Consider the following 25,672-nt stretch of genomic DNA (forward strand, 5'->3'; position numbering starts at 1 on the left):
CTTTAATCATGTTAGGGGAATGGTTTTGAAATTTAAAAAATTAAAACTACAACCGAGGATTACATTAACAATTAGTACCCTTATTTTAGTTGTACTTCTGTTAACAAGTTATTTGTTTTATTACATATTGTCTGAAACGGTAGAAGAGCAAATTGGGAAACGTGCTTTGCATGTTGCGAAAACAGTTGCTGCTATACCTGAAATAACGGAAGCTTTTCAAAAAGAAAATCCAGCTTCTATTATTCAGCCAATTGCAGAAAAAATTCGAATTGATACAGATGCTGATTTTATTGTAGTTGGAAACAAAGAGGGGATTCGATATGCACATCCTAAGCGAGATAAAATAGGAGAAATAATGGTTGGTGGGGATAACAAAGGAGTTCTATTAGAAGGAAAATCTTATGTTTCGAAAGCAACTGGATCATTAGGACCTTCATTACGCGGCAAAGTTCCAATCCGTAATCAGGAGAATGAAATTATTGGCGTGGTGTCTGTTGGATTTTCAATGGATGATATTCATGGAGCCGTAGAAGTGTATGGAAAGCGTGTATTTTGGATTACAATAATCGGTCTTTTAATTGGAATAATTGGCTCTATATATTTAGCAGGAAGTATAAAAAGAATGATGTTTGGGATGGAGCCAGAAGAAATTTCATCTTTATATGAAGAGCATAGTACAGTGATTCAATCTGTACGTGAAGGGATTATTGTTATTGATCAAAATGGCATGATTAGTTTAGTCAATCAAGCGGCTTATGATATTCTTTCGCTAGATAAACAACGAAATATTATTGGAGAATTTATTTTAAATGTAATTCCTAATTCAACAATACTAGATGTATTTCAAACTGGTGAAGAACAGTTTGATCGTCAATTAAATATAAAAGGGCAGGCTGTGATCGCGAATCGCCTACCTATTAAAGTAAAGAATAAAGTAACTGGCGTTGTATCGAGCTTACGTTTAAAATCTGAAATGGATCAGTTAACAGCAGAATTATCTCAGACGAAGCAATATACAGAGGCATTACGAGCGCAAACACATGAATATAATAATTTGTTGTATACGCTTTCAGGTCTTATTCAGTTAGAATCATATGAGGATGCTTTAGAGCTTATTCATAAGGAAACAGCGGTATATCAAGATTTTGTTCAATTTATTATGAAGCGAATTCAAAATCCGTGGTTAGGTGGGATTTTAATTGGATTCTATAATAGAGCAAGAGAGTTGAAGATTGATTTTATGCTAGATCGAGAAAGTAGTTTAGACAAATTAAGCCCGCACATTGAGAGTAATTATGTCGTTTCTATTCTAGGAAATTTAATTACGAATGCATTTGAAGCGATTGAAAGAAATGAAAAGGATGATAAGAAGGTAAGAATGTTTGTAACTGATATCGGGGAAGAAATAGTAATTGAAGTGGAAGATTCAGGACAAGGGATCCATGATGAGGTCATTACTAGCATATTCTATAAAGGCTTCTCGACGAAAGAAGGCGGGAAGCGAGGATATGGATTAGCAAAAGTGAAAGAGTTAGTGGAAGATTTAAATGGAAGTATCGCAATAGAAAAAGGGGATTTAGGTGGTGCATTATTTATTATTGCATTACCAAAAGAGAGAGGCGAATTGTGATGGGTGAGGAGATTGAAGTATTGATTGTAGAAGATGATATTCGCATTGCGGACATTCATCGGCGTTTTACTGAAAAGGTTGAGGGATTTAAAGTAATTGGAACAGCAACGAATGGAGAACAAGCGAAAGAATGGCTAGACCTTGTGAAGCCACAGCTCGTTTTATTAGACGTGTACTTACCTGATATGCAAGGAACGGAACTTGTCACGTATATTAGGCATAATTTACATGATACAGATATTATTATGATTACAGCGGCATCGGAAACAGATGTAGTAAGGCACGCCTTAAGAGGCGGAGTAACAGATTATATCGTAAAGCCACTTATGTTTGATCGATTTAAAGCAAGTTTGGAAAATTATCAAAAAAAGATTGTGCAGTTAAAGAAAAATAATCAATTATCTACAGAACAAATTGAACATTTATGGTCTCAAAGAGGCGTAAAGGGAAATGAAATGGAATATGCCCCGAAAGGGATAGATCCTTTAACTCTAGCAAAAATAAAAAAGCATATGTTAACAGTGAATGAAGAAGGAATTACAGCAGAAATGTTAAGTGCAATGGTAGGAGTAAGCAGGTCAACAGCGAGGCGTTATTTAGAATATTTAATATCAGGAAAGAAAGTTCATGCAGAGCTTACATATGGGAGTGTTGGGAGACCAGAGAGACGGTATTTCCTTTTCTCTTCATAATCGAAAAACAGTAGAGAATGTGTGTCCTCTACTGTTTTTTTATCTTATATTGGAATAATCCCAATTACAATTCCAGTAATCAACATTACCATTGTCGTTCCAACTGCCCACAATAAAGTAAAGCGTTGATGTTCACCAAAATCAACTTTTGCCATCCCAACTAATAAATAAGTGGATGCGACAAGAGGACTTAATAAGTGAACAGGTTGACCGAGTAAAGAAGCACGTCCCATTTCAGCTGCACTAATTCCGTAAGCAGCGGCAGCTTTCGTTAAAATAGGTAATACGCCGAAGTAAAATGCATCATTGGACATGAAAAATGTGAACGGCATACTAAGAAGAGCTGTAATAATTGGTAGTTGTGGTCCAAGAGCGTCTGGTATAAGAGTGACTACACTTTGAGCCATTGCATCTACCATTTTTGTTCCTGATAAAATACCAGTGAAAACTCCAGCGGCAAATACGAGAGAAACAACCGCTAATACGTTTCCTGCGTGAGAAGCAATACGTTCTTTCTGTTGTTCTAAGTTTGGATAGTTAAGCATAACAGCAATAGCGAAAGCAATCGTAAATAAAACAGGTAACGGCATAACTTCTAGTATGAGACAGATAAGTAATGTAGCAGTTAATAAAAAGTTAATCCATAAAAGTTTCGGGCGTTTATGAACAGCAGTTTCTACTGTTGCAGCTTGCTCATCCATCGTTTGCATTTGTTTTAAATATTGTACATCCATAATTCCTAGACGTTTTCTTTCTTTTTTGCCAAGGTAGTAAGCAACGAAAACGACCCAAATGGCACCCGCGATCATTCCTGGTATAAGTGGTGTAAAGAGCTCTGATGCGTCTAGTCCAAGAGCACTCATAACACGAGCTGTCGGTCCGCCCCACGGTGTAAGGTTTGTCACTCCTGCCCCTAACATAACAACCCCAGCTAATATAAGTGGATTCATTCCAAGGCGTTTATATAGTGGGTACATTGCGGAAACAGTAATCATATATGTCGTTGTTCCATCCCCATCTAATGAAACGATAATCGTAAGAATCGCTGTACCAACAACAATTTTTAAAGGATCTCCTTTTACAAATTTCAAAATTCGACTAATGACAGGATCGAATAAACCGCTATCAATCATAATTCCGAAATACAAAATAGCAAACATAAGCATAATACCGGTAGGTGCAAGTTTTTGAATTCCCTCTAACATCATAGGCCCCATGTCTGCATAGAAGCCTCCAATTAATGCGAAAGTAATCGGAATTAATATTAATGCTACTAGTGCTGACATACGTTTCGTCATAATTAAAAACATAAAGACAAGTACCATCGTAAATCCAAGTAGTGCTAACATGTAATCTCCCCCTCAAAAATGATTGCGCTTTCAAAATGGAATGAAAATTCAGAAAAATGTTTTTTGTTTATCATAAAATCATTCATTCAAATGGTAAATAATTTGAAAAATAACATCATTAGAAGCATAATTTTTATTTTGGTCATTTTGTTCACGGTAGTTAATTTGAATTTTTTAAAAAGTAAGCCGCCCTCCGTAAGAATGGTAGAATAAGATGAAAATATTGAAGTGTGACATAGGGAGTAGATTTTATATGAAAAAGAGAATGGAAGAGATTTATAGCTCTTATGAAGGAAAAGTAGAGGAGATTTTTGTTAATGAATCTTCTTACGTATATGAGTGGGAAAAATTAATGATGATCCAAAAAAATAACGGTGAACTTGAAAAAGTTGCGATCGGTATCAGTGGAAATATAAGATTAGTAAATGTAGTTGTTGGGCAGCAAATTCATACAGATACATTATTAGTTACGTTAGAAGACGATTTATTAATTACAGGTTGTGAATGATGAGAGATGTGTAGAAATGACTACACATCTTTTTTGTTCCATTTATTACAAAAGCCACATTGTTTTTTCACAAATCGCACACAAGTTTTTGATATGCTCCTTGTAGAAGATACGGTTAGGGAGGAAATGAAATGAGAACAAAGTATGTGATGATTGCTATATGCTTATTCCTTGTCTTTACAATAGTAGGATGTGGTAAGAAACGAGCAGAGGCTGTGGCAATTGATGAGAAACATGATAAGTGTGATATTTGCCAAATTGGGGTAATGGATAATCAATTTGCAACAGAAGTTATTTTAGAAAATGGAAAAGCGTTAAAGTTTGATGATATTGGTTGTATGTATAAATGGATGGAGATTAATCCAGGGGAAAAGACGAAAGAAAAATTTGTTCGAGATTATGATTCGAAAGAGTGGATTTCATTAGAAGATGCGACTTACGTATATGATAAAACAATAACGACACCGATGGCTTATAATGTCATTTCATTTGAAAATAAAAAGGATGCAGAGAATTTTGTGTCTAACTATAAAGGGAAAGTTCTTTCATATAAAGAGCTATCAGAGCATAAATGGGAAATGAATAAAGAGATGATGGGGAACCCGAAAAAGGGAAATCACGGTGGGCATCATTAATAATAGAAAGAGACAACTACATAGTTGTCTTTTTCTATTATTACTCAGGTGCAAATATAGAAAAGGTGTAAAATTTTTAGAAGAACGGTTACAATGGAATATAGTAACCTAAAGCAATCATGTATGTACTTTTTAGAAATGTATACAAATGCGGTAAAATCGTGCTAAACTAATTGCTTCGCTAATATAGGTTGAGAAACATAGGTATAAGTTTAGATAATCCGATTAAAGAAGGAATATAAAGGGCTTATGGATAAATGTAATCAAGAAGAGTTATTGTATGTGATGGAGGAATGGTTAAGAAAACATTATCTTTCATAGGAGCTGTAGTTGTGAGAAAACAAAAAATTTTATTATGTATGTTATTAGGACTTTTAATGACGGTAGTGGCTTGCGATAAGCAAGAGGAGCCAGAATCGAAACCGGTTCATGTGAAAAACGAAAAGAAAAAAGAAAAGCATAAAGAACAGGAAGAATCTAAAGAAGAAAAAAGTATAAATTTAATGGACAAACAGTTGCTACTTTCTGCGACTCTTGGAGACACAGAAACAGCTATGAAGCTGATTCAAGATGGAGCCAATATAAATGTAGAAGGTGACAACGGAGAAACGCCTATCCTTGCAGCAACGTATCAAAATCACGTAGAGACAGTTAGAGCGTTAATTGGTGCAGGTGCTAATATTGAAAGTAAAGATGAGAAACAAAGTAATCCATTTCTTTATGCAAGTAGAGAAGGATATACAGACATTGTAAAGCTACTAATTAATGCAGGGGTTAATACGAAAGAAATTACTAAATCAGGTGGAACAGCACTCATTTCTGCATCTGAACGTGGCCATGTAGAAGTCGTAAAAGAATTATTAGAGCATACAGATATTGATGTGAATTACAGAAATGCTCGTGGTGGAACAGCTTTAGTAGAAGCAATCGTATTAGGAAATGGTAGTGAAAATCATAAGAAAGTAATTCAAATGCTTATTGACCACGGGGCAGATGTAAATATGGGCAATAAGGAAAATATTACGCCACTGCAATATGCTGAAAAAAGAGGGTTTAAAGATATTGCAAATATGTTGAGGGTAGCTGGAGCGAATGAAGTAATGCAGCCACAACCACAACCGGTGGAATAACAAGTATGAAATAATCCCATTTAGATAGACAGAATGAAGAAGTCATTTCGTATGATGGATTCAGTAATGTGTATGTAAATGGGATTTTTGTTTTGAAAAAATTGTTTGAGGGGATAGATAAGAAGTTTCAAGAAAATGATCCTGATGATGTTGCAGTATGGACAATATCAAGACAAGAAGAAATATACTTCTGGGGATAGCTTTAATCCAAACAGCGATAAGAAAATTATAAAGTATTAATTATAGAATATTAAAGGTAGTTGGGAGTTTGTTTGTGCTATTCATATGTAATGATTTAATGTAAAAGTGGATATGGTTAATATTAACATTCGATTAACACCTAATTAACAATCTATCAAAACTGACTTAATAAATTCGTAATATAGTAAAGGTAACAAAATAACTAGGGTAGAGAACATTTGAGAACACCCGCTTACATATAACGTGCCGCTTTCTTAGGTGTGCTCTATTCTCTAGAGTTCAAATAAGAAGAAAGGTGTTCTATGTAAGTAGGTGTTTTTAGTTTGGATAAAAATAGAAAAGCTAGGTGGAATGAATGTTTAAAGAAGCTTATATTGCGATGATAAAAGATTGGAAAGGATACAATACATACAAAAAATTACCGAAAACAGTTTTTCTTATGACTGGTTCAATGCTGGAGTTACCAGAGCGTGTATATGAATTACAGAAACATGGACATGATGTATTTCTTCATTGTGATTTTATACAAGGGTTAAATACAAATACAGAGGAAGCTCTTTTGTATATTCAAGATGTTATTGGAGCACAAGGCATTATTTCGACAAAAGGTTCGACCATTCGAAATGCCAATAAAATTGGATTAAAAACGATTCAACGTATTTTTATTGTCGATACTTTATCTCTTACAAAATCAATAGAAAATTGTAAAACGACTAAACCGAATGCAGTAGAGATTATGCCTGGTATTATGCCTTCAATTATTAAGCAGCTAGCGGAGGAAATGGAATTTCCTATTATTGCAGGCGGACTGATTCAAACGCGGGAAGATGCGGAAATTGCTATTCGTGCAGGAGCAAGTGCGATTTCAACGAGTCATTATGAAGTATGGATACAAGAAGAAAAAAGGAGTGCAACCTTGTGATCGAATTGAAAAATGTTTCAAAGATGTATAAAAATGCGGAAGAGACAGCAGTTAAAGGTGTATCGGTTCACATTAAGAAGGGCGAGTTTTTTGTTTTAGTTGGGCCTTCAGGATGTGGGAAAAGTACATTATTACGAATGATTGCTGGCTTAGAAGAAATTTCTTCGGGAGATTTAATTATTAATGAACGTGTTGCAAATGATTTAGAACCGAAAGACCGTAATCTATCAATGGTATTTCAAAATTATGCACTATATCCACATTTATCTGTAGAAGAAAACATTTTATTTGGACTTAAGGTAAGAAAAGTACAAAAAGAAGAGCGACAAAAGCGATTAATGGAAGCAATTGAAATGGTAGGATTGAAAGAATATGTGAAGATGAAGCCAGGACAATTATCAGGGGGACAAAGACAGCGTGTTGCACTTGCTAGGGCGATTGTGAGTCAAGCACCAATTTGTTTAATGGATGAACCACTTTCAAATTTAGATGCGAAATTACGTGCGCAAATGAGGATTGAAATTAGAGAGATTCAGCAACGGTTAGGAATTACAATGATTTACGTTACTCACGATCAAATAGAAGCGATGACTATGGGAGATCGTATCATGGTCTTAAATAAAGGAAGTATACAGCAAGTTGGAACACCGCTTGAAATATATAATGAACCAGCGAATGAATTTGTTGCGGGCTTTATAGGGTCTCCTTCGATGAATATAAATGATGGAGAAGTGGACAAAGAAAAGGGAGTATTACATATAGGGCAATTACAAATTCCATTATCTATAGGGCAGTTAAAGCAATTACCTGAAGGAACAATTCGAATAGGTATGCGTCCTGAATATATTGCACTGTCCAAGGAAGGGCAAGAAGTTACGCTACAATCTGTAGAAGTATTAGGGAATGAATCTATATTAAACTTCGCGGTAAATGGAACAACTTGGAGTGCGAAAGTCATTGGACAGCTACTCCTGAATAAAGGTGACAAAGTAAAATTATTATTCTCGCAAGATAAGTTATGCTTCTTTCACCAAAATACAAATGAAAGATTAAAAGTGGTAGCTGAAGAAGAGTTGAAAGTGGTGGCGAAATAATGATTGAAGTAGGCAAGTTACCGGCTCAAGCGAAAGTGTCAAAAAAGAAGAGTTTATGGAGTAGAACGAAAGAGTTAAGAATAGGATTATTGTTTTTGGCGCCATCCATTTTACTGTTTTCGATTTTTCTTTTCTATCCATTGTTTAGGACGATTTACTATAGCTTTTATTTAACAGATATACACGGAGAAGCTAATCTTTTTGTTGGCTTAGAAAATTATCAATATTTATTTTCTGATCCTGCTTTCTACAAAAGCATAAAGTCAACTTTATTATTTGTTGTATATACAGTGCCTACGAGTATTATACTTGCTTTATTTCTTGCATTGATTGCAAATGAAAAAGTAAGAGGTATTGGGTTATTCCGTGTGTTATTTTCTTCCACTATGGGAATATCAGTAGCTGCTAGTGCGGTGATTTGGCTATTTTTATTTCATCCAAGTGTCGGATTATTTAATAATATATTAGCCTCTATGAATCTACCTGCAATCGCATGGTTAACGAGTCCGGATTGGGCGCTATTCTCTGTATCGGTTACAACGGTTTGGGTGAATACAGGATTTGCATTTTTAGTTATATTAGGTGGTTTACAAAATATTGATACGTCTTTATATGAGAGTGCATCTATAGATGGTGCTAGCTATTTATATAAGCTTCGCCGTGTTACATTACCAGTGCTATCACCAACTTTATTCTTTATCGTGACAGTAACGTTAATTAGTGCGTTCCAAAGCTTTGGACAAATTGATATTTTAACGCACGGTGGACCAAATGATGCAACGAATTTAATTGTGTATTCGATTTATAAAGAGGCATTTGTGAATCATCAATTTGGAACAGCGAGTGCACAAGCGATGGTATTATTTATTTTCATTTTCATTGCTACATTACTTCAATTTAAGTTTGCTGAGAGAAAGGTGCATTATAAATGATCGTTAAACAGTGGAAACAAAATTTTCTATTATATATGCTGCTCATTATTAGTGCAGTAATGGTGTTTTTTCCTGTACTGTATGCGTTTTTAATAAGCTTTATGACACCAGACGATATTCAAATGAGGAGGTTATTTCCAACTCAATTTACTTTTGATAATTTCATTAATATTTTTCAAAAAGTACCCCTTTTTACATACTTATATAACAGTTTAGTAGTATCAACAGTCGTTATGATTGGACAACTTATCGTATCAAGTTTAGCTGCTTATGCTTTTGTCTTTCTTCAGTTTAAAGGAAGAAATCTTATTTTCTTCTTGTTTATTTCAACGATGCTTATTCCTTGGGAAGCGACGATGGTACCTAATTTTTTAACGATTCAAAACTTTGGTTGGATCAATAGTTTTGCTGGGATGACAGTGCCGTTTTTTGCAACAGCTTTCGGTATTTTCTTACTACGTCAACATTTTATGACGCTTCCGAATGAACTGAAAGAAGCTGCTTTTATTGAAGGGATTGGAAATGTAAGGTTTTTATTTAGCGTTGTAATTCCGTATTGTAAAACGAGTTTTATTACGCTTGGAGTATATAGCTTTTTAACAACATGGAATATGTATTTATGGCCACTCCTAGTGACCACTGATGAAAAAGTAAGAACAGTTCAAATTGGTGTAAAGCAACTTCAGTCTCAAGAAGTCGCAACTGATTGGGGAAGCGTAATGGCCGGTGTTACGGTTATTGTCATTCCAACACTGATTTTACTCTTTATAGGGCAAAAGCAATTACAACAAGGATTAACAAAAGGTGCGATTAAATAAAGAAGAGAAGGTGAATATAAAATGAATTTAGTTAAAAAAGGTGCTGCTCTATTAATAGCAGCAAGCATGGCATTATCTAGTACCGCTTGTTCAAGTAGTAAAACGGAGGGGAAACCTGAAGCAAAGGCAAAAGTAGCACCAGTTGAAAAAAATGGTGATAAAACTGTAATTCGTTTCTGGCACGCGATGGGTGGAAAAACACAAGGTGTATTAGAGGGACTTGTTGCGGACTATAATAAGTCACAAAATAAATATGAGATAAAGCCAGAATTCCAAGGGACATATGAAGAATCTTTAACGAAATTTAGAACGATGTCTGCTACGAAAGAAGCGCCAGCTCTTGTTCAGTCGAGTGAAATTACAACAAAATATATGATTGATAGTAAAAAGATTACGCCAATTGATAGTTGGATAAAAAAAGATAAGTACGATACTTCAAAGTTGGAAAAAGCAATTACAAATTATTATTCAGTTGATGGAAAAATGTATTCTATGCCATTTAATTCATCTACACCAGTATTAATTTATAATAAAGATGCTTTTGCCAAGGCTGGATTAGATCCAGAGAAAGCCCCACAAACGTATGCGGAATTACAAGAAGCAGCGAAAGAGTTAACGATTAAAGAAGGCGGAAATGTAAAACAATATGGATTCTCAATGCTGAATTATGGTTGGTTCTTTGAAGAATTGTTAGCGACACAAGGTGCTTTATATGTAGATAATGAAAATGGTCGTAAAGATGCTGCAAAGAAAGCGGTATTTAATGGTAAAGAAGGCCAAAAAGTATTTGGAATGTTAGATGAATTAAATAAAGCTGGTGCACTTGGAAAGTATGGAGCAAGTTGGGATGATATTCGTGCCGCGTTCCAGTCTGGACAAGTTGCTATGTATTTAGATTCTTCAGCTGGTGTTCGCGACTTAATTGATGCATCTAAGTTTAATGTAGGCGTGTCATATATCCCATATCCAGAGGATTCGAAACAAAATGGTGTTGTTATTGGCGGAGCATCATTATGGATGACGAATATGGTTTCAGAAGAAACACAACAAGGTGCTTGGGACTTTATGAAATATTTAACGAAGCCAGACGTACAAGCAAAATGGCATACTGCAACAGGCTATTTCTCTATTAATCCAGATGCATACAATGAGCCATTAGTAAAAGAGCAATATGAAAAATATCCACAGTTAAAAGTAACAGTGGAACAATTACAAGCGACAAAGCAATCTCCAGCAACTCAAGGAGCATTGATTAGTGTGCTCCCAGAATCAAGAGATGCAGTTGTAAAAGCGTTAGAAGCAATGTATGACGGAAAGAATAGTAAAGAAGCATTAGATGAAGCTGCAAAAGCGACAGATAGAGCGATTAGTATTTCAGCTCGTACGAGTCAAAAATAAGAAAAAGCCGTATCCCGAAAAAAGGATACGGCTTTCTTTACAAGGAGATAAGGGATCAAAAAAATGAAGAAGCCTTATCTCTTTTATATGAGTAAAGGGTCTAGAATGAATCTTGTCCTTTTCATTATTTGTTTAACTCCATTGCAACTTGTTTCCCATTTACGAAAACCTCTGCCACTGCTACTACAACTTCCATCACTTTTTTCATTTCTCATCTCTCCTTGTTTTTGTTTCATTTCTTACTTTTAGTATAAGGAAATATAGCAATTGCAACTATCGAATTGGATGACAAGAGACTTACATTGTTGTAAGGGTAATAGTTTAGTTTGTAATAAATGTGATTCGGAATTACAATTCGAAACTTTCTGTCGTTTTGAACTATAATTAGAAAGAGGAGGGATAATATGAAAAGAATTCTTGTTATTAGTGATATTCATGGAGAAATAAAAAAGTTCGAACAGTTATTAGAAGAAGCTCAATACGATGCAAGACAGGATCAATTAATTTTATTAGGTGATTATGTAGATCGTGGTCCAAATGCGCGTGCTGTAATTGAAAAGGTAAAAGATTTAAAAGAAGAAGGTGCCTTTGTTTTAAAAGGAAATCATGAAGATATGATGATTAAGGCGTTAACGACTGATGAGGAACGTTCATGGAACCATTGGGTAAAAAGGAATGGTGGAGATAAGACTTTATACAGCTACGGCTTTGTAGAAGAAGATATTGTGGTCAATGAGGAAGCCTTCCGAAAACCAATGTTACAATCTCATGTTTTAGAGGAACATGTAAAGTTCATTCAAGAATTAGATCATTACGTTGAAACAGAAGAGTATATATTTGTACATGCTGGTGTTGAGCCATTGAAGCGAGTTTCGGAATGTGAACCATATACGTTAATGTGGATTCGTAATGAATTTCATAATGGGTATAGTGGCGAAAAGGTTGTTGTATTTGGTCATACGGAAACAAAAACGCTTCATGGTAGTGAAAATTGTGGCGTGTATTTTGGTAGTAATCGTATTATAGGGATTGATGGCGGTGCTGTATATGGTGGCCAGTTAAATTGTTTAGAATTGCCGAGTAAAAAGGTATACGTAGTAAAAAGTTGAAAGAGATAAGGGGAACCTTATTTCTTTCAATTTTTTATTAAGCAAAAATTAAGGAAAAGCTTTTATAATAAATCTTCCAAATTTTATATCGAAAAAAACGTTAAAATGTAATTAAAAATACAATTGAATAATACAGTGGAAGGTGAGAATATGCGCTTACTCGTAGTAGAAGATAATGCTTCTTTATTAGAGTCCATTGTCCAAATATTACGCGATGAATTTGAAGTAGATACAGCATTGAATGGAGAAGATGGATTATTTCTAGCGTTACAAAATATATATGATGCCATTTTGCTTGATGTGATGATGCCAGAAATGGACGGTTTTGAAGTGATTCAAAAAATACGTGATGAAAAGATTGAAACACCAGTCCTATTTTTGACAGCGAGAGATTCTTTAGAAGATCGCGTGAAAGGCTTGGATTTTGGTGGGGATGACTATATCGTTAAGCCATTTCAGGCACCAGAATTAAAAGCGAGAATTCGTGCTTTATTACGACGAAGCGGTAGTTTAACAACAAAGCAGACTATTCGCTATAAAGGGATTGAGCTGTTTGGAAAAGATAAAGATGTTCAAGTAGATGGACAAAGTATGAAGCTAACATTAAAACAATATGAGCTTCTAGAGTACCTTGTTCAAAATAGCGGAAAGATTTTAATGCGTGAACAAATTTTTGATCGTGTTTGGGGATTTGATTCAGATACGACAGTAGCAATTGTAGAGGTATATGTACATCATTTACGTAAAAAATTAGAGCCATTCGGTTATCAGAAAGATATTCAAACTGTTCGAGGTATTGGATATATATTAAAAGAACAATGAAAAAGGGAAGCATGTTTCAGAAGACGCGTATTCGATTGACTATAGTGAACTCATTAGTATTTATCTTATTAATAGGAGTATTAGGTAGTATAGTTTATTCGTACACATATAAGCGTATTTATAATGAAGTGGATCAATCTATAAAAATGATGGCTCAGTATAGAGAAAAACTAGATGTTAAAATACCACCAAGAAAACGCATGGAGAATATCCAAATTGGAGACCCACGGGTAACTAGAATAACCTGGAATGGGAAAATAGTGAAAATAGAGGGCGATAACCGTAAATTTCGTTCTATTTTTGAAGAGAATTTGGAAAAGTTTTCTCCGAAAAAGTTAGAGGATTTGCAAGATATTGAAGTGCAAGGACGATATTTTAGATCATTTTCGCTTCAAAAAGATGGAGAAATAGTTCAAATTGTGCGAGATATAACAGCGGAAGAAGGAATGTTAAATACTTTATTTTTAATTCTCGTTATAGGTTGTGGTATAGGAAGTCTCTGTGCAATAGGTATCGGCTTTTTCCTAGCTGGCAGAGCACTCATACCTATTCAAAATTCATGGGAGAAACAGCAGCAGTTCGTTTCCGATGCATCGCATGAATTAAGAACGCCACTTGCAGTTATTCAATCAAAGACGGATGTGTTATTTCAGTCACCCTCCGCTACGATAGAAGAAAAAGCGATGGACATTTCTACAATATCTAAGGAATGCAGGCGGTTATCGAAACTGGTTAGCAACTTATTGTTGTTAGCACGTTCGGATTCTAATCAAATTGAGATGGATAAGAAAATATTTGAAATAGATACATTGTTAGAAGAAATAGTAGAGCCATATAAGGAAATCGCTTCCTATCAAGAAAAAGAGATGATATTGAAAGTAGAGCATGGTATAGCATTTATGGGTGATAGAGAGCGCATTCATCAAATGATGGTCATATTGTTAGATAATGCGATGAAGTATACGAATGAAGGTGGGCATATTCAAATCGATTGTACGCAAACGAACAGTTCGATTCGTATAAGAGTGAAAGATGATGGGATAGGAGTGAAAGATGAGGACATTCCAAAACTATTTAATCGTTTTTATCAAGGAGATAAAGCGAGAAGTGCGTCAGAAGGAGCGGGATTAGGTCTTTCAATCGCGAATTGGATTGTAGAAAAGCATTATGGGAAAATATTAGTAGAGAGCAAATGGGGAGAGGGTACTTGCTTTGAGGTGATTTTCCCTAAAAACCAAAGAATATAAGTGAGAAGACGATCTTGTTTTTACAAGGTCGTCTTTTTTTAAGGGAAAGTTAAGAAACTATTTATAACATGTATTATATACAGAAAGTTCGTCGCATAAAGAAGCCATTATAAAAAGGTATTTGAACAGATTATATGGATCATAACGTTATTTCGATTATGTATAGGGAATGATGGAAAAGAGAGTGTAAGAAGGAGGAATTAATTTTGAAAAAGAAAATGATGACGGTATTCACTATTGGAGTAATGAGCTTAAGTATATTAGGGGGTGCCTCTCCTTCTGAAACATCAAAAGGAAAGACAAATTACACGCAGCGCAGTAAAGAACAATTAAATAATGGAAAGGTACATGCTGTGCATACAGAAGAAAAGGCGGAGAATTTAGGAATTGAAACGGAAGGGAAAGAACAAATTACGCTAGAAAAAGAAATCCATGAGACGGAAGTAGGAAGGGAAGCAGAACAGTTAGGAATTTCCATTGAAGGAAAAGATGTTGGAACTCTTTCAGAAGAAATCTATGAAACAAAAATAAAGCAAGAAGCGTTAAAGCTAGGCATATCTACAGAGAATACAACGATTGTAAATTTAATTAATCAAATTAATACGATTAAAATTAACGATGAAGCGGATAAATTAGGTATTTCGACAAATGGAAAAGAAATAGAAGATATTGCGGAAGAAATCTACGGAACGAAAGTAAGAGAAGAAGCAGGGAAGCTAGGTATTTCACAAAAAGGAAAAGAGATAGAAGCGTTAGCGCAAGAAGTGTACGAACAAAAAGTACAAGAAGAAGCAAAGAAGTATCATATTGATTTGTATGGTAAAGATATATATCAAGTATTAAGCGAAATTAATGAACAAAAAGTGCTACAAATGGCAGATGAGCTTCATATGGATAAAACGAATATGAACGTTCAAGAACTAGCAGAAAAAATAAAAAAAAATCAGCCTGAAAAAGGAAAGGAACTAAATTTTGTACCGGTGATTCACACGGATGCTGACGCGTTTTATTCTTATTTAACGAACTAAAAAGGGCGTGAGAGTGATACGGAGATGGAAGTGGTATATATGTATGGTATTACTAGCTATAGCAGCATGGAATGTATATACAAATGGAATTACAAAGTATGTGGAGAAGTTAACATTCTTCCATATACGAAGCGGAAAAGAAGCAGAGTTTAGTAATAATGGTGAAAAGGTCATCTTACCAAATGTACCTTTAATTCAGCAATTACCAGAGCTAGATAGAGGCTGCGAAGTAACAAGTTTAGCGATGCTGTTACAATATGCAGGTGTTAAAGCGGATAAAATGAAATTAGCAAATGAAATAAAGAAAGTTGATTTTATGAACGATGGTGTACGTGGGAATCCGAATGAAGGATTTGTAGGGAATATTTATACCTTTTCTGAATCTGGATATGGTGTATATCATGGACCACTTTTTCAGTTAGCGAAAAAATATTTACCTAGCAAAGCTGTGGACTTAACAGGGAAGAGTATAGAAGAAATTTATGAGAGTATAAAATCAGGGCAACCGGTAGTTATGATTACGAATGCAACATTTGCACCATTAGATGAAGATGAATTTACTACATGGGAGACAAATAGTGGAGATGTTTCTATTACGTATAATGAACATTGTGTAGTACTGATTGGATACGATGAAGAATTTGTATATATTCGGGACCCTCTCGAGGATAGCCTAGATGTAAAAGTGCCGAGAGGAAACTTTGAAAAAGCATGGGTACAAATGGGGAGTCAGGCGATTAGTTATATGAAAAGCAATTAGTAAGAAAGAGATGTAAGGAATTGTAAGAGAGTTTTTGTTAAGAAATAAGAGAACTTCAGCTTATTATATAAGCTGAAGTTCTCTTATTTTTTATGATTAAATCTTTAGAAGTAGTGAATATGTAAAAGTGCATAATATCATTATATATTGTTTTATATAGCATACTTGTATAAAATTACACAAGTATCCGCATTACATAATGGAAGAAATTAGTTCAGCCTCGCAAAACTTAGCTGAGATGGCCGAAGAACTACAAGTGATGACTAGTACATTTAAAGTATAATAACAGCAGATAAGTAAGGTGAAAATAATATCACCTTACTTATTTTTCTATTTAGCAATTAGGGGAGTTATTAATGGGATGAAAAAAAGAAAAAGACTATGGAATTTATGGAAAACGATTACATTGTTAGTTTGTACAGTTGTGATTTTTTCTTTACTTGTGACAGATATATTAATTAGTCATAATGTAGAACGGACAACGGAGGATAGCCAAGCAGAGAAAGCAAAAACAATTGCACACATTGTGGCGAATGATTCGATTGTAATCGATGGTTTGATTGGGAAAGCAGATACTTCTGCAATCCAAACGTATGCAAATAGAATATTAAAAAACACAGGTGTTCAATTTATTGTAGTTATGGACATGAATGGAATAAGAAAATCACATCCAAATCCTCAAAAAATAGGTCATCATTTTATGGGAGGAGATGAGGGGCCTGCATTGAAAGGAAAGGAACATGTATCGCTGGCAGAAGGAACTTTAGGTATTTCGATGCGAGTGTTTGTACCTGTATTTTCTGAAATAGGTGAACAACTTGGAGCGGTGGCCGTTGGTATTTCAGCAGATAATGTAAAAGAGAGGGTTAAGGAAAGTAGACATATCATTTATATTGGTGTCGGAGTTGGAGTACTAGTCGGAATTATAGGAGCAATATTGCTAGCTAGACATATAAAGAAAAGCTTATTCGGTCTTGAACCTCACAGGATAGCGAAAATTCTTGAAGAAAGAAATACGATGCTACAATCTGTAAAGGAAGGTATTATTGCTGTAGATAAAGAGGCCAATGTAACTTTAATAAATAATGAGGCAAAACGATTGTTTAAGAAAAGTGGACTTGAAGAAGATTTTATCGGTAAAGATGTTGAGTTGTACATGCCTAATTCACGTATAAAAGAAGTATTACAAACGGGAGAGGTACAATTAAACGAAGAACAAAATATTTATGGAATTAAGATTGTGACAAATCGTGTCCCTTTATATGTAAAAGGAGAAATAGTTGGCGCGATTGCAACATTTCGTGATAAAACAGAGATTAGAAAATTAGCAGAAGAACTAACTGGTATTAGGCTATATGCGGAAGCGTTACGGGCACAATCTCATGAATTTATGAATAAAATGCATGTCGTATTAGGGCTTACACACATGAAGAAGTATGAAGAATTACAGAAGTATATAAGCAGTATGGTATCAGAGCATCAATATGAAATTGGTGGGGTTATGAAAAGAATAAAGAGCCCAATATTTGCTGGTTTTTTACTTGGAAAACTTAGCTATGCTAGAGAAAAAGATATAAAATTAATCATAAGTGAAGATTCTTACATGCCGGAAATAGATGATGAAAGTATTATTCATGAACTAATTACGATTGTCGGAAATTTAATTGATAATGCATTAGAGGCAGTGACGAATTGTGAAAAGAAGCAAGTTGAACTTGAGATACAACATGGGGATACATTAATCATTACAGTACAAGATACGGGGAAAGGTATACCAGAAGAAGAAATAGGGGCATTATTTACGAAAGGTTATTCCACAAAGGGAGATAACCGTGGTTATGGTTTGTATCTTGTAAAAGAAAGTATACAGCGAATAAATGGGGAAATTTATGTGCATTCATTAGTAGGAAAGGGAACAACGATGACAATTGAAATACCTAAAGGTAGGGATGAGAGGCAAATATGATTAAAGTTTTAATTGTAGAAGATGACCCGATGGTAGCAATGTTAAATACGCATTATTTAGAGCAAGTAGGCGGATTTGAACTTATTCAAGTAGTTAACTCCGTTAAAGAAGCGATAGAAGTATTAGAGAAATCACAGATAGATTTAGTATTACTTGATATTTTTATGCCTGAAGAGAATGGGTTTGAGCTTTTAATGCATATTAGAAATCAAGAAAAAGAAATCGATATTATGATGATTTCAGCTATACATGATATGGGGAGCATTAAAAAGGCACTGCAATACGGGGTTGTAGATTATTTAATTAAACCTTTTACATTTGAACGATTTAAAGAAGCCTTAACAATATATAGAGAAAAGCTTACATTCATGAAAGAACAACAAAAAATTAGTCAATCCGAATTAGATACACTAATTTTGCAAAAAGAAAAAAGAGAACCCACTGTTACTAAAGAACTTCCGAAAGGATTAACGAAGCAAACGTTGAGATTAATTTGGCAGAAGATCGAGTCGCTGAATGGACGAGCATTTACAACAGAGGAAATGGCGCAATTAGTTGGTGTTTCAAGGGTTTCTATTCGAAAGTATGTAATGTTTTTAACTGAAATTGGAGTATTAGAAAACGAAATGGTGTATCAACATGTAGGAAGACCAGTGAGTAAATTAAGATGTATTGACCAAAATAAAATAGAGTTTTACGTATAAGCGACTTATTATAAGTCGCTTATACTTTTTTTAATTACAAAATCAATTACAAAACTTACAAAAACTATTTTTACTATTGAAAGCGTTTTAATATTGTTATTAAGAAAACAAGGGGGTGCCATATGGGAATTCAAAAGAATGTGGAAGCGGTATCATTTACTGAAGGAAATGAAGTACAAAGAGAATCTTTCGCTTCTAAAATTATGAATGTAAAAATCGGTGTTATACCTTTACCGTTATATGTAGTATTGGCTGCTATTATTTATGGGGCATCTGTATATAATAAATTGCCAGCAGATATGATTGGTGGATTTGCAGTTATTATGATCATGGGTATTTTCTTAGGAGACATTGGGATGAGAATTCCAATTTTAAAAAATATCGGCGGTCCGGCAATACTTTCATTATTTATTCCATCATTACTTGTATTTTTTAACTGGATGAATCCAGCTTCAATGGAAGCTGCGACTATGTTAATGAAAAAATCGAACTTTTTATACTTATATATTTCTTGTTTAGTAGTCGGAAGTATTTTAGGAATGAACCGTAAAGTGTTAGTACAAGGTTTCGTTCGTATGTTTATACCTTTAGTAGTAGGGACCTTAGCTTCGGTAGCAGTAGGATTATTGGTCGGTTCATTATTTGGATTTGAAATGAAGCAAACATTCTTCTTCATCATCGTACCAATTGTGAGCGGTGGTATTGGAGAAGGGATTTTACCATTATCGCTAGCTTATAGTGATATTTTAAACGAATCATCAGCAACGTTTGTATCACAGCTTATTCCAGCGGCTATTATTGGAAATATGTTCGCAATTGTGAGTGCAGGGTATATGAAGCGTTTAGGTGAGAAGAAACCGGAGCTTAGTGGTAACGGTGTATTAGTGAAAACAGACAATCAAGCGGAGTTATTAAAAGAACAAAATACAGAGAAGCCAATTGACTTCTCATTAATGGGAGCGGGTTTATTAATTGCGTGTACGTTCTTCATCTTCGGAGGATTTGCTTCTAAGTTCATTGGTATTCCTGGGGCAATCATTATGATTTTCTCAGCAGCACTTGTGAAATACTTTAAATTAATGCCAGCAAAAATGGAGCAAGGAGCATTCCATTTATATAAATTTATTTCAAAGAATTTAACTTGGCCGTTAATGGTTGGATTAGGATTGCTATATATTCCGCTAAAAGACGTAGCAGCAGTTCTTTCAGTAGGATATGTTGTTGTGTGCGCATCAGTTGTTCTTACAATGGTAGCATCAGGTTTTCTTGTAGGGAAAGTGATGAAAATGTATCCAGTTGAATCAGCAATTGTAACGGGATGTCATAGTGGTTTAGGTGGAACTGGAGATGTTGCTATTTTATCAGCTTCAAATCGTATGGAATTAATGCCATTCGCACAAATTTCGACTCGTTTAGGCGGGGCAGCAATGGTTGTAACAGCGACAATTTTATTGAAAATGTTTTCATGATCAAACAAGCTAGCTATATAAATATAGCTAGCTTGTCAAATTAAGGGGCGACTATAAGTATGTTAGAAAATCAAATTAATGAAAGATCATTGTTACTGCATAAAGAATTAGTAGGGAAAATTGAAATTACAAGTAAAGTAGAAGTAAATTCAGCGGATGATTTAAGTCTGACATATACACCTGGTGTAGCCGAGTCTTGCAAAGCAATTGCAGCAGATGAAGAAACAGTGTATGACTATACAGCACGTGGTAATATGGTGGCAGTTGTCTCAGATGGAACAGCGGTACTTGGTTTAGGGAATATTGGACCGAAAGCAGCTATGCCTGTTATGGAAGGGAAGAGTATTTTATTTAAGAAATTTGCGAATGTAGATGCTTTCCCGTTATGTTTAGGTACGACGGATGTAGATGAAATCGTTACCCTTGTGAAAAATTTAGAGCCTACATTTGCAGGAATCAATTTAGAAGATATTGCAGCACCGCGTTGTTTTGAAATTGAAAAACGATTAAAAGAAGAAACGAATATTCCTGTATTCCATGATGATCAACATGGGACGGCTATTGTCGTCTTAGCAGCTGTTATTAACGCATTAAAAGTTGTTAGCAAACAAATGGATAATGTGAAAATTGTTATTAACGGTGCTGGTTCGGCAGGAATTGCAATTGGAAAATTATTATTAAAGGCTGGTGCAAAGCACATTACGCTAGTTAGCTTAGAAGGTATTGTTTGTGAAGGTGAATCATGGATGAACGAAGCGCAAATTGAAGTTTCAAAAAAGACAAATCGAGAATATGTGCGTGGAACGTTAAAAGAAGCAATTCATCAAGCCGATATTTTTATTGGCGTATCTGCTCCTAACGTATTAACGAAAGAACTTGTACAAACGATGAATGAGAAAGCAATTGTGTTTGCTATGGCGAATCCAATTCCAGAAATCTTCCCTGAGGATGCATTAAAGGCTGGGGCAGCTGTAGTAGGAACAGGGCGCTCGGATTATGCGAATCAAGTAAATAATGTATTGGCGTTCCCAGGGATATTCCGTGGTGCGTTAGATGTGCGCGCGACCGATATTACAGAAGAAATGAAATTAGCGGCAGCATATGGGATCGCTAACATCATTACGGACGAAGAACGTAATGCGAATTATGTAATCCCGAATCCGTTAGATAAAAGAGTTGTTCCAAGTGTTGCAGAAGCTGTAGCGAAAGCAGCCATTGATTCAGGGGTGGCGCAAATTACGGAAATACCAAGTTATTAATAGCTAAAAGCAGTGCCTAAAAAGGCACTGCTTTTTTGAGGTAAGAAAGCAAAATAATGAAGAAGTGTAAAATTATTTATTTAATTCCATTGCAACTTGTTTACCATCTACTAAAACCCTAGTTACTGCTACGATCACTTCTATCATTTTTTTCATCTCTCCTCGTGTCATTTCTTACTTTAAGTATAAGAGAAGAGAGATGCTTAAACGATCGAAGTATATGACGTAGAAATTACATCGATGTAAGAAAGTGTTTTAGTTTTGTCACTTTACTTAGCGGTAATTACAAACTGATCATAATATTTTTCATTTACATATATGTTTAATACCCATAATCCAGATGAAGGTAGTGACATAGTGAGAGGGAGTTCGTTTGTAGTGGAATCAATTGTATTTGAAGTAGTCCAAGTTGGTTTGGAAGTTTCTTGTTGAAAGAGTACTGGTGTTGGAGTTACTGATCCTTGCTTTAGTGCAATAATAGATAGTTTTCCAGTTGGCATTTCAGAATCTAAAAAGTACCACATTATTTCATTTTTTTCATTTGCGATAATAGGGCTATCAGCTATTCCAATTTTTTCTTCGATACCTTTTAAAGGTATTTTTTCTTGTATGAAGGAGGGTGTTTCTTCCCAATTTACATCTTTTAAAACGCTAAGATGAAAGAAGGAAGGTGCATTAACTTGGGTGGATGACGTGGCGATAGCTTCTTTTTTAGGTGCTTCTGAATCAGGCTGCGCTTGTGTGCATCCAGCGATGAGAAAGGAGAAAAGTAGCATAGTTCCAATTTTTTTCATGGTGTCACACTCCTAATTTTTATTGTTAGTGTAATTGTATTTGCTAGAAGGCGGGACAATTCCTTTAAAACGTCAAAAGAGGTCGTAAGTTTTGTGCGACCTCTTTTGACATTTTTTATATTTGTTCAGTTGTAAAGGTAGGTTCATTCTCTTTTTGCGGCATCGTTAAGAAAATAACAGAAAGAACGATACATACGCCGCCTAATAATTGATAGGCTCCAAAGGATTCATTCAGCCAAGCGATTGAAACGATGGCAGCTACAAGTGGTTCAATGCTAGATAAAATGCTCGTTTCTGTTGCTGCTAAATATTTCAGACTACCGATATAAAGGAGGAAAGAAAGAGTGCCACTTATGATGATAAGAATAAGCATAGAAAAAGTTTTTGGTGTAAAAGTTTGTGAAAGCTGATCCCATTCAAATGAGCGATTACAAATAAGGAGGGCAATGCCGCCAATTAACATCCCCCAGCCAATTACTACAGTTGTTCCGCATTCTTTAATAAGAGAAGCTGGATGAAGGGTATAAAATGCAAATCCAATTGCTGTTAATAGACCGAAAATAATGGCTTCTTTCGATAAAACAATATTTTCAATTGAACCGTTTGTAATAATAAAGTACGTTCCAGTTAAGGCAGTTATAATTGCGAGTAGTTGCATAGAAGCAGGGAATTTTCTTTGTCCAAATGCGACATAAATGGTAATAAGAACAGGACCTAGAAATTGAAATAATGTCGCTGTGACCGCATTACTAATATGAACTGTTTCGATAAAGGCATATTGCGCACCGAGCATGCCGAGAATAGAGAAAATAATAAGTTGTATAGAATGTCTAGGATGTTTCCAAATTTGAAATATGTTTTGTTTCTTTATAAGTAAGAAGGATAAAATAAATATTCCCGCAAGCAACAAGCGAATTGTTAAAAAATCAACTGATGATACGTTAGTATGTTGAAATAGCCACTGAATCATCGGGCCAGATAATCCCCATAAGGTAGCTCCTGTAATAATCATAATGAGTCCAATCTGTCTATTGTTGTTCATAATCATGCATCCCCTCTCGAGTATTTGATTTTTTATGTGTGACATGATAAAAGGAATTATATATAATTTCTGGTACTGTAAAAAGTATCAGATTTCGGTTTTATTAAGGGGTCAGATATTATGTTAGAATTAACGCCTAATTTAAATATGAATAGTAAAAAGGCATTGTACGTGCAATTGTATGAGTATATAAAAAAAGAAATTAAAGATGGAACGATTCCGGCTTTTACAAAATTACCTGCAAAAAGAAAGCTGGCGAGCTATTTACAAGTGAGTAAGAATACAGTAGAAGCGGTTTACGAGCAATTACTTGCAGAAGGTTATATTGAATCGGCATCGAGAAAAGGTTATTTTGTATGTAAAATTGAAAAAATGATTTATGTAGAAGGAAGTGAAGAGAAAGTAGAAGAAGTACCGTTTCGGGAGGAGAACTATACATTTGATTTCACCCAAACAGGAGTTGATACGAATACTTTTCCTTTCACTATGTACCGCAGGCTTATAAATGATGTATGGCAGCCACATAATAAGGAGTTGCTTTTTCTTGGACACCCTCAAGGGGAATTGAGCTTAAGAGAAGAAATTGCGAACTATTTGTATGAATCTAGAGGTGTGCGTTGTTCAGCTAGCCAGATCGTATTAGGGGCGGGTACACAAATATTAGTAAAGCTACTGTTTCAATTGTTAAAGGGAAGTAATTATGCAGTTGAAAACCCAGGTTATCATAGGAAAATGGTCGTTTTTGAACAGGGAGAGAAGAAGGTTCAAATGTTGTCTTTAGATAGAGACGGAATTTGTATGGCAGATTTAGAAAATAGCGATGCAAATGTTGTATTTGTAACTCCTTCTCATCAATTCCCATATGGAATGATTATGCCTATTACGAGAAGAACGCAGCTTTTACAATGGGCAAAGAAAGAAGATGGCAGGTATATTATTGAAGATGATTACGATAGTGAATTTCGCTATTCAGGAAAGCCAATTCCGGCACTACAAGGTTTAGATACAAATGGGAAAGTTATTTATATGGGGACGCTATCAAAAGCTTTGTTGCCCTCATTACGGATGAGCTATATAGTATTACCGAAGAATGTAATTGAAAAGTATCAAAAGGAATATTTGTTTTATACGCAAAGTGTTTCAAGAATGGACCAAGAAGTGATTAGAAAGTTTTTAAATGAAGGCTATTGGGAAAAACATATTCATAAAATGCGTGTCGTCTACCGGAAAAAGAGGGATCGACTTGTCTTTGAAATAGAAAAGTATTTCTCTAATCGTGTTGAAGTGATAGGAGAAGATTCAGGATTGCACATTTTATTAAAAGTGCATAATGGAATGCGAGAAGAAGAACTAATTCAAGAAGCAGCAAAATATAGTATTAAAATATATCCTGTTTCTACGTACTATAAAGACGGTACTGCACCTGAAAATGTAGTTTTACTTGGATTTGCGATTTTATCAGATGAAGAAATTGCGAAAGCGATTCAATTATTAAATACAGCGTGGTTTAGAAAAGAGTAAAAAACATCCTCATACGTGAGAGGATGTTTTTTGTTATTTATTTTCATCTAAGAATAAGACCATATGCTCTTCGTCCCAATATTGTCCGTTATATTTTAATGAACGTTCTTGTACACCGAATGTTTTAAATCCTAATGATTCATAAAGTTTTTTTGCTCCATCGTTGCCAACAACAACATCAAGCATAACTTGTTCTACTTCTAAAGATTTAGCAAGTTCAAGACATTCTTTAATAAGTGCTTTTCCTGCTCCAAGTCCGCGTGCTTTTGGAGATACATATACAGAACCGATTTTAGCTTTATGTTCTTGTTTTACATATGGTTTCGTTTCCAGTGTTGCAACCCCAATTAAATTTCCATCTTTAAATGCACCTAGCGTATAGTTTTCATCTTGTGCTAATTTTTGTGCTTTATATTCAATCGCGCACTCTTTATTAATAATATCTTCATAAGAAGAGCTAAAAGCTTCAGGGTTTTGCTTTAATCCTTCTACACGAAGTTCTAAGTAAATTTCCGCTTCGTCTTTTGTTAATACATGGATATCCAATTATATCACCCTCCAAATCTTTGCAAATGCACCTTTACCCCGCATTAACGGGCAGTAAGACTCCAACTTTAAAATTCGGCGAACGCGCGGGAGTTA

24 protein-coding genes are annotated in these 25,672 nt (G+C 34.9%); 20 read left to right on the forward strand and 4 right to left on the reverse strand.

The genetic code is table 11. The annotated features are described in order from the left end of the window. Positions 1 to 19 precede the first annotated feature (19 nt). Positions 20 to 1,630, forward strand: coding sequence for an ATP-binding protein (locus ACTFOB_RS15680; RefSeq protein WP_440026796.1), 1,611 nt, complete (start codon positions 20 to 22; stop codon positions 1,628 to 1,630). Further along, positions 1,630 to 2,322, forward strand: a complete 693-nt coding sequence (locus ACTFOB_RS15685; protein ID WP_440026798.1) for a response regulator — start codon at positions 1,630 to 1,632, stop codon at positions 2,320 to 2,322. The genes ACTFOB_RS15680 and ACTFOB_RS15685 overlap by 1 nt, the downstream gene beginning before the upstream one ends. 44 nt (positions 2,323 to 2,366) lie before the next feature. Here ACTFOB_RS15685 and ACTFOB_RS15690 read toward each other — a convergent pair whose 3' ends face one another. Then, positions 2,367 to 3,671 (reverse strand): CitMHS family transporter, encoded by a 1,305-nt coding sequence (locus ACTFOB_RS15690; protein WP_440026800.1) that lies wholly within the window; start codon positions 3,669 to 3,671, stop codon positions 2,367 to 2,369. Between the two features lie 253 nt (positions 3,672 to 3,924). Here ACTFOB_RS15690 and ACTFOB_RS15695 point away from each other — a divergent pair, with 253 nt between their 5' ends. The 17 genes from ACTFOB_RS15695 to ACTFOB_RS15775 all read left to right on the forward strand — a co-directional run bounded on the left by ACTFOB_RS15695 (position 3,925) and on the right by ACTFOB_RS15775 (position 21,673). Then, a complete protein-coding gene (locus ACTFOB_RS15695) occupies positions 3,925 to 4,179 on the forward strand; it encodes a hypothetical protein (protein ID WP_440026802.1) in 255 nt (84 codons plus the stop codon). 131 nt (positions 4,180 to 4,310) lie between these two features. Then, entirely contained in the window at positions 4,311 to 4,814 is a 504-nt protein-coding gene (locus ACTFOB_RS15700) for a nitrous oxide reductase accessory protein NosL (RefSeq protein WP_440026804.1), read from the forward strand. 293 nt (positions 4,815 to 5,107) lie between these two features. Next, complete coding sequence (locus tag ACTFOB_RS15705) at positions 5,108 to 5,944, forward strand: ankyrin repeat domain-containing protein (protein ID WP_440026806.1); 837 nt, start codon at positions 5,108 to 5,110, stop codon at positions 5,942 to 5,944. Between the two features lie 556 nt (positions 5,945 to 6,500). Further along, on the forward strand, positions 6,501 to 7,067 hold the full coding sequence (locus tag ACTFOB_RS15710; RefSeq protein ID WP_440026808.1) for a glycerol-3-phosphate responsive antiterminator: 567 nt from the start codon (positions 6,501 to 6,503) through the stop codon (positions 7,065 to 7,067). Then, positions 7,064 to 8,161, forward strand: coding sequence for an ABC transporter ATP-binding protein (locus ACTFOB_RS15715; RefSeq protein WP_440026810.1), 1,098 nt, complete (start codon positions 7,064 to 7,066; stop codon positions 8,159 to 8,161). The genes ACTFOB_RS15710 and ACTFOB_RS15715 overlap by 4 nt, the downstream gene beginning before the upstream one ends. After that, positions 8,161 to 9,093 carry a carbohydrate ABC transporter permease gene (locus ACTFOB_RS15720; RefSeq protein WP_440026812.1) on the forward strand — a complete coding sequence of 311 codons (933 nt, stop codon included), beginning with the start codon at positions 8,161 to 8,163 and terminating at the stop codon, positions 9,091 to 9,093. The genes ACTFOB_RS15715 and ACTFOB_RS15720 overlap by 1 nt, the downstream gene beginning before the upstream one ends. After that, positions 9,090 to 9,911: a carbohydrate ABC transporter permease gene (locus ACTFOB_RS15725; protein WP_440026815.1), complete on the forward strand. Its 822-nt coding sequence runs from the start codon at positions 9,090 to 9,092 to the stop codon at positions 9,909 to 9,911. The genes ACTFOB_RS15720 and ACTFOB_RS15725 overlap by 4 nt, the downstream gene beginning before the upstream one ends. Positions 9,912 to 9,932: 21 nt before the next feature. After that, positions 9,933 to 11,309 (forward strand): ABC transporter substrate-binding protein, encoded by a 1,377-nt coding sequence (locus ACTFOB_RS15730; protein ID WP_440026817.1) that lies wholly within the window; start codon positions 9,933 to 9,935, stop codon positions 11,307 to 11,309. A gap of 404 nt (positions 11,310 to 11,713) precedes the next feature. Beyond that, positions 11,714 to 12,418 (forward strand): metallophosphoesterase family protein, encoded by a 705-nt coding sequence (locus ACTFOB_RS15735; protein ID WP_440026820.1) that lies wholly within the window; start codon positions 11,714 to 11,716, stop codon positions 12,416 to 12,418. Positions 12,419 to 12,568: 150 nt separating this feature from the next. After that, positions 12,569 to 13,240: a response regulator transcription factor gene (locus ACTFOB_RS15740; protein ID WP_001238626.1), complete on the forward strand. Its 672-nt coding sequence runs from the start codon at positions 12,569 to 12,571 to the stop codon at positions 13,238 to 13,240. Positions 13,241 to 13,251: 11 nt separating this feature from the next. Then, positions 13,252 to 14,487, forward strand: coding sequence for a sensor histidine kinase (locus ACTFOB_RS15745; RefSeq protein ID WP_440026822.1), 1,236 nt, complete (start codon positions 13,252 to 13,254; stop codon positions 14,485 to 14,487). 206 nt (positions 14,488 to 14,693) lie between these two features. Next, positions 14,694 to 15,515 carry a transporter gene (locus ACTFOB_RS15750; RefSeq protein ID WP_440026824.1) on the forward strand — a complete coding sequence of 274 codons (822 nt, stop codon included), beginning with the start codon at positions 14,694 to 14,696 and terminating at the stop codon, positions 15,513 to 15,515. Positions 15,516 to 15,528: 13 nt separating this feature from the next. Next, positions 15,529 to 16,275 carry a C39 family peptidase gene (locus ACTFOB_RS15755; RefSeq protein ID WP_440026827.1) on the forward strand — a complete coding sequence of 249 codons (747 nt, stop codon included), beginning with the start codon at positions 15,529 to 15,531 and terminating at the stop codon, positions 16,273 to 16,275. A 361-nt stretch (positions 16,276 to 16,636) separates the two neighbouring features. Beyond that, on the forward strand, positions 16,637 to 18,241 hold the full coding sequence (locus ACTFOB_RS15760; protein WP_440026829.1) for a sensor histidine kinase: 1,605 nt from the start codon (positions 16,637 to 16,639) through the stop codon (positions 18,239 to 18,241). Beyond that, positions 18,238 to 18,945 (forward strand): response regulator, encoded by a 708-nt coding sequence (locus ACTFOB_RS15765; protein ID WP_440026831.1) that lies wholly within the window; start codon positions 18,238 to 18,240, stop codon positions 18,943 to 18,945. The genes ACTFOB_RS15760 and ACTFOB_RS15765 overlap by 4 nt, the downstream gene beginning before the upstream one ends. A 122-nt stretch (positions 18,946 to 19,067) precedes the next feature. Next, on the forward strand, positions 19,068 to 20,414 hold the full coding sequence (locus tag ACTFOB_RS15770) for a 2-hydroxycarboxylate transporter family protein (RefSeq protein WP_440026833.1): 1,347 nt from the start codon (positions 19,068 to 19,070) through the stop codon (positions 20,412 to 20,414). 59 nt (positions 20,415 to 20,473) lie between these two features. Continuing rightward, positions 20,474 to 21,673 (forward strand): NAD(P)-dependent malic enzyme, encoded by a 1,200-nt coding sequence (locus ACTFOB_RS15775; protein ID WP_440026835.1) that lies wholly within the window; start codon positions 20,474 to 20,476, stop codon positions 21,671 to 21,673. A gap of 269 nt (positions 21,674 to 21,942) precedes the next feature. Here the strand turns inward: ACTFOB_RS15775 and ACTFOB_RS15780 are convergent, their stop codons facing one another. Together ACTFOB_RS15780 and ACTFOB_RS15785 are read right to left on the reverse strand one after the other, a co-directional pair. Continuing rightward, complete coding sequence (locus ACTFOB_RS15780) at positions 21,943 to 22,467, reverse strand: DUF4871 domain-containing protein (protein ID WP_440026837.1); 525 nt, start codon at positions 22,465 to 22,467, stop codon at positions 21,943 to 21,945. 115 nt (positions 22,468 to 22,582) lie between these two features. Next, on the reverse strand, positions 22,583 to 23,509 hold the full coding sequence (locus tag ACTFOB_RS15785) for a DMT family transporter (protein WP_440026839.1): 927 nt from the start codon (positions 23,507 to 23,509) through the stop codon (positions 22,583 to 22,585). A 120-nt stretch (positions 23,510 to 23,629) separates the two neighbouring features. Here ACTFOB_RS15785 and pdxR point away from each other — a divergent pair, with 120 nt between their 5' ends. Next, positions 23,630 to 25,030: a MocR-like pyridoxine biosynthesis transcription factor PdxR gene (gene pdxR, locus ACTFOB_RS15790; protein ID WP_440026841.1), complete on the forward strand. Its 1,401-nt coding sequence runs from the start codon at positions 23,630 to 23,632 to the stop codon at positions 25,028 to 25,030. A 33-nt stretch (positions 25,031 to 25,063) separates the two neighbouring features. Here the strand turns inward: pdxR and ACTFOB_RS15795 are convergent, their stop codons facing one another. After that, the gene (locus ACTFOB_RS15795; RefSeq protein WP_000351214.1) at positions 25,064 to 25,576 is read right to left on the reverse strand and encodes a GNAT family N-acetyltransferase; all 513 of its coding nucleotides are present in this window, start codon (positions 25,574 to 25,576) and stop codon (positions 25,064 to 25,066) included. Between the last annotated feature and the right edge of the window lie 96 nt (positions 25,577 to 25,672).

Source organism: Bacillus cereus group sp. MYBK79-1, assembly GCF_051915365.1.
GTDB lineage: Bacteria > Bacillota > Bacilli > Bacillales > Bacillaceae_G > Bacillus_A.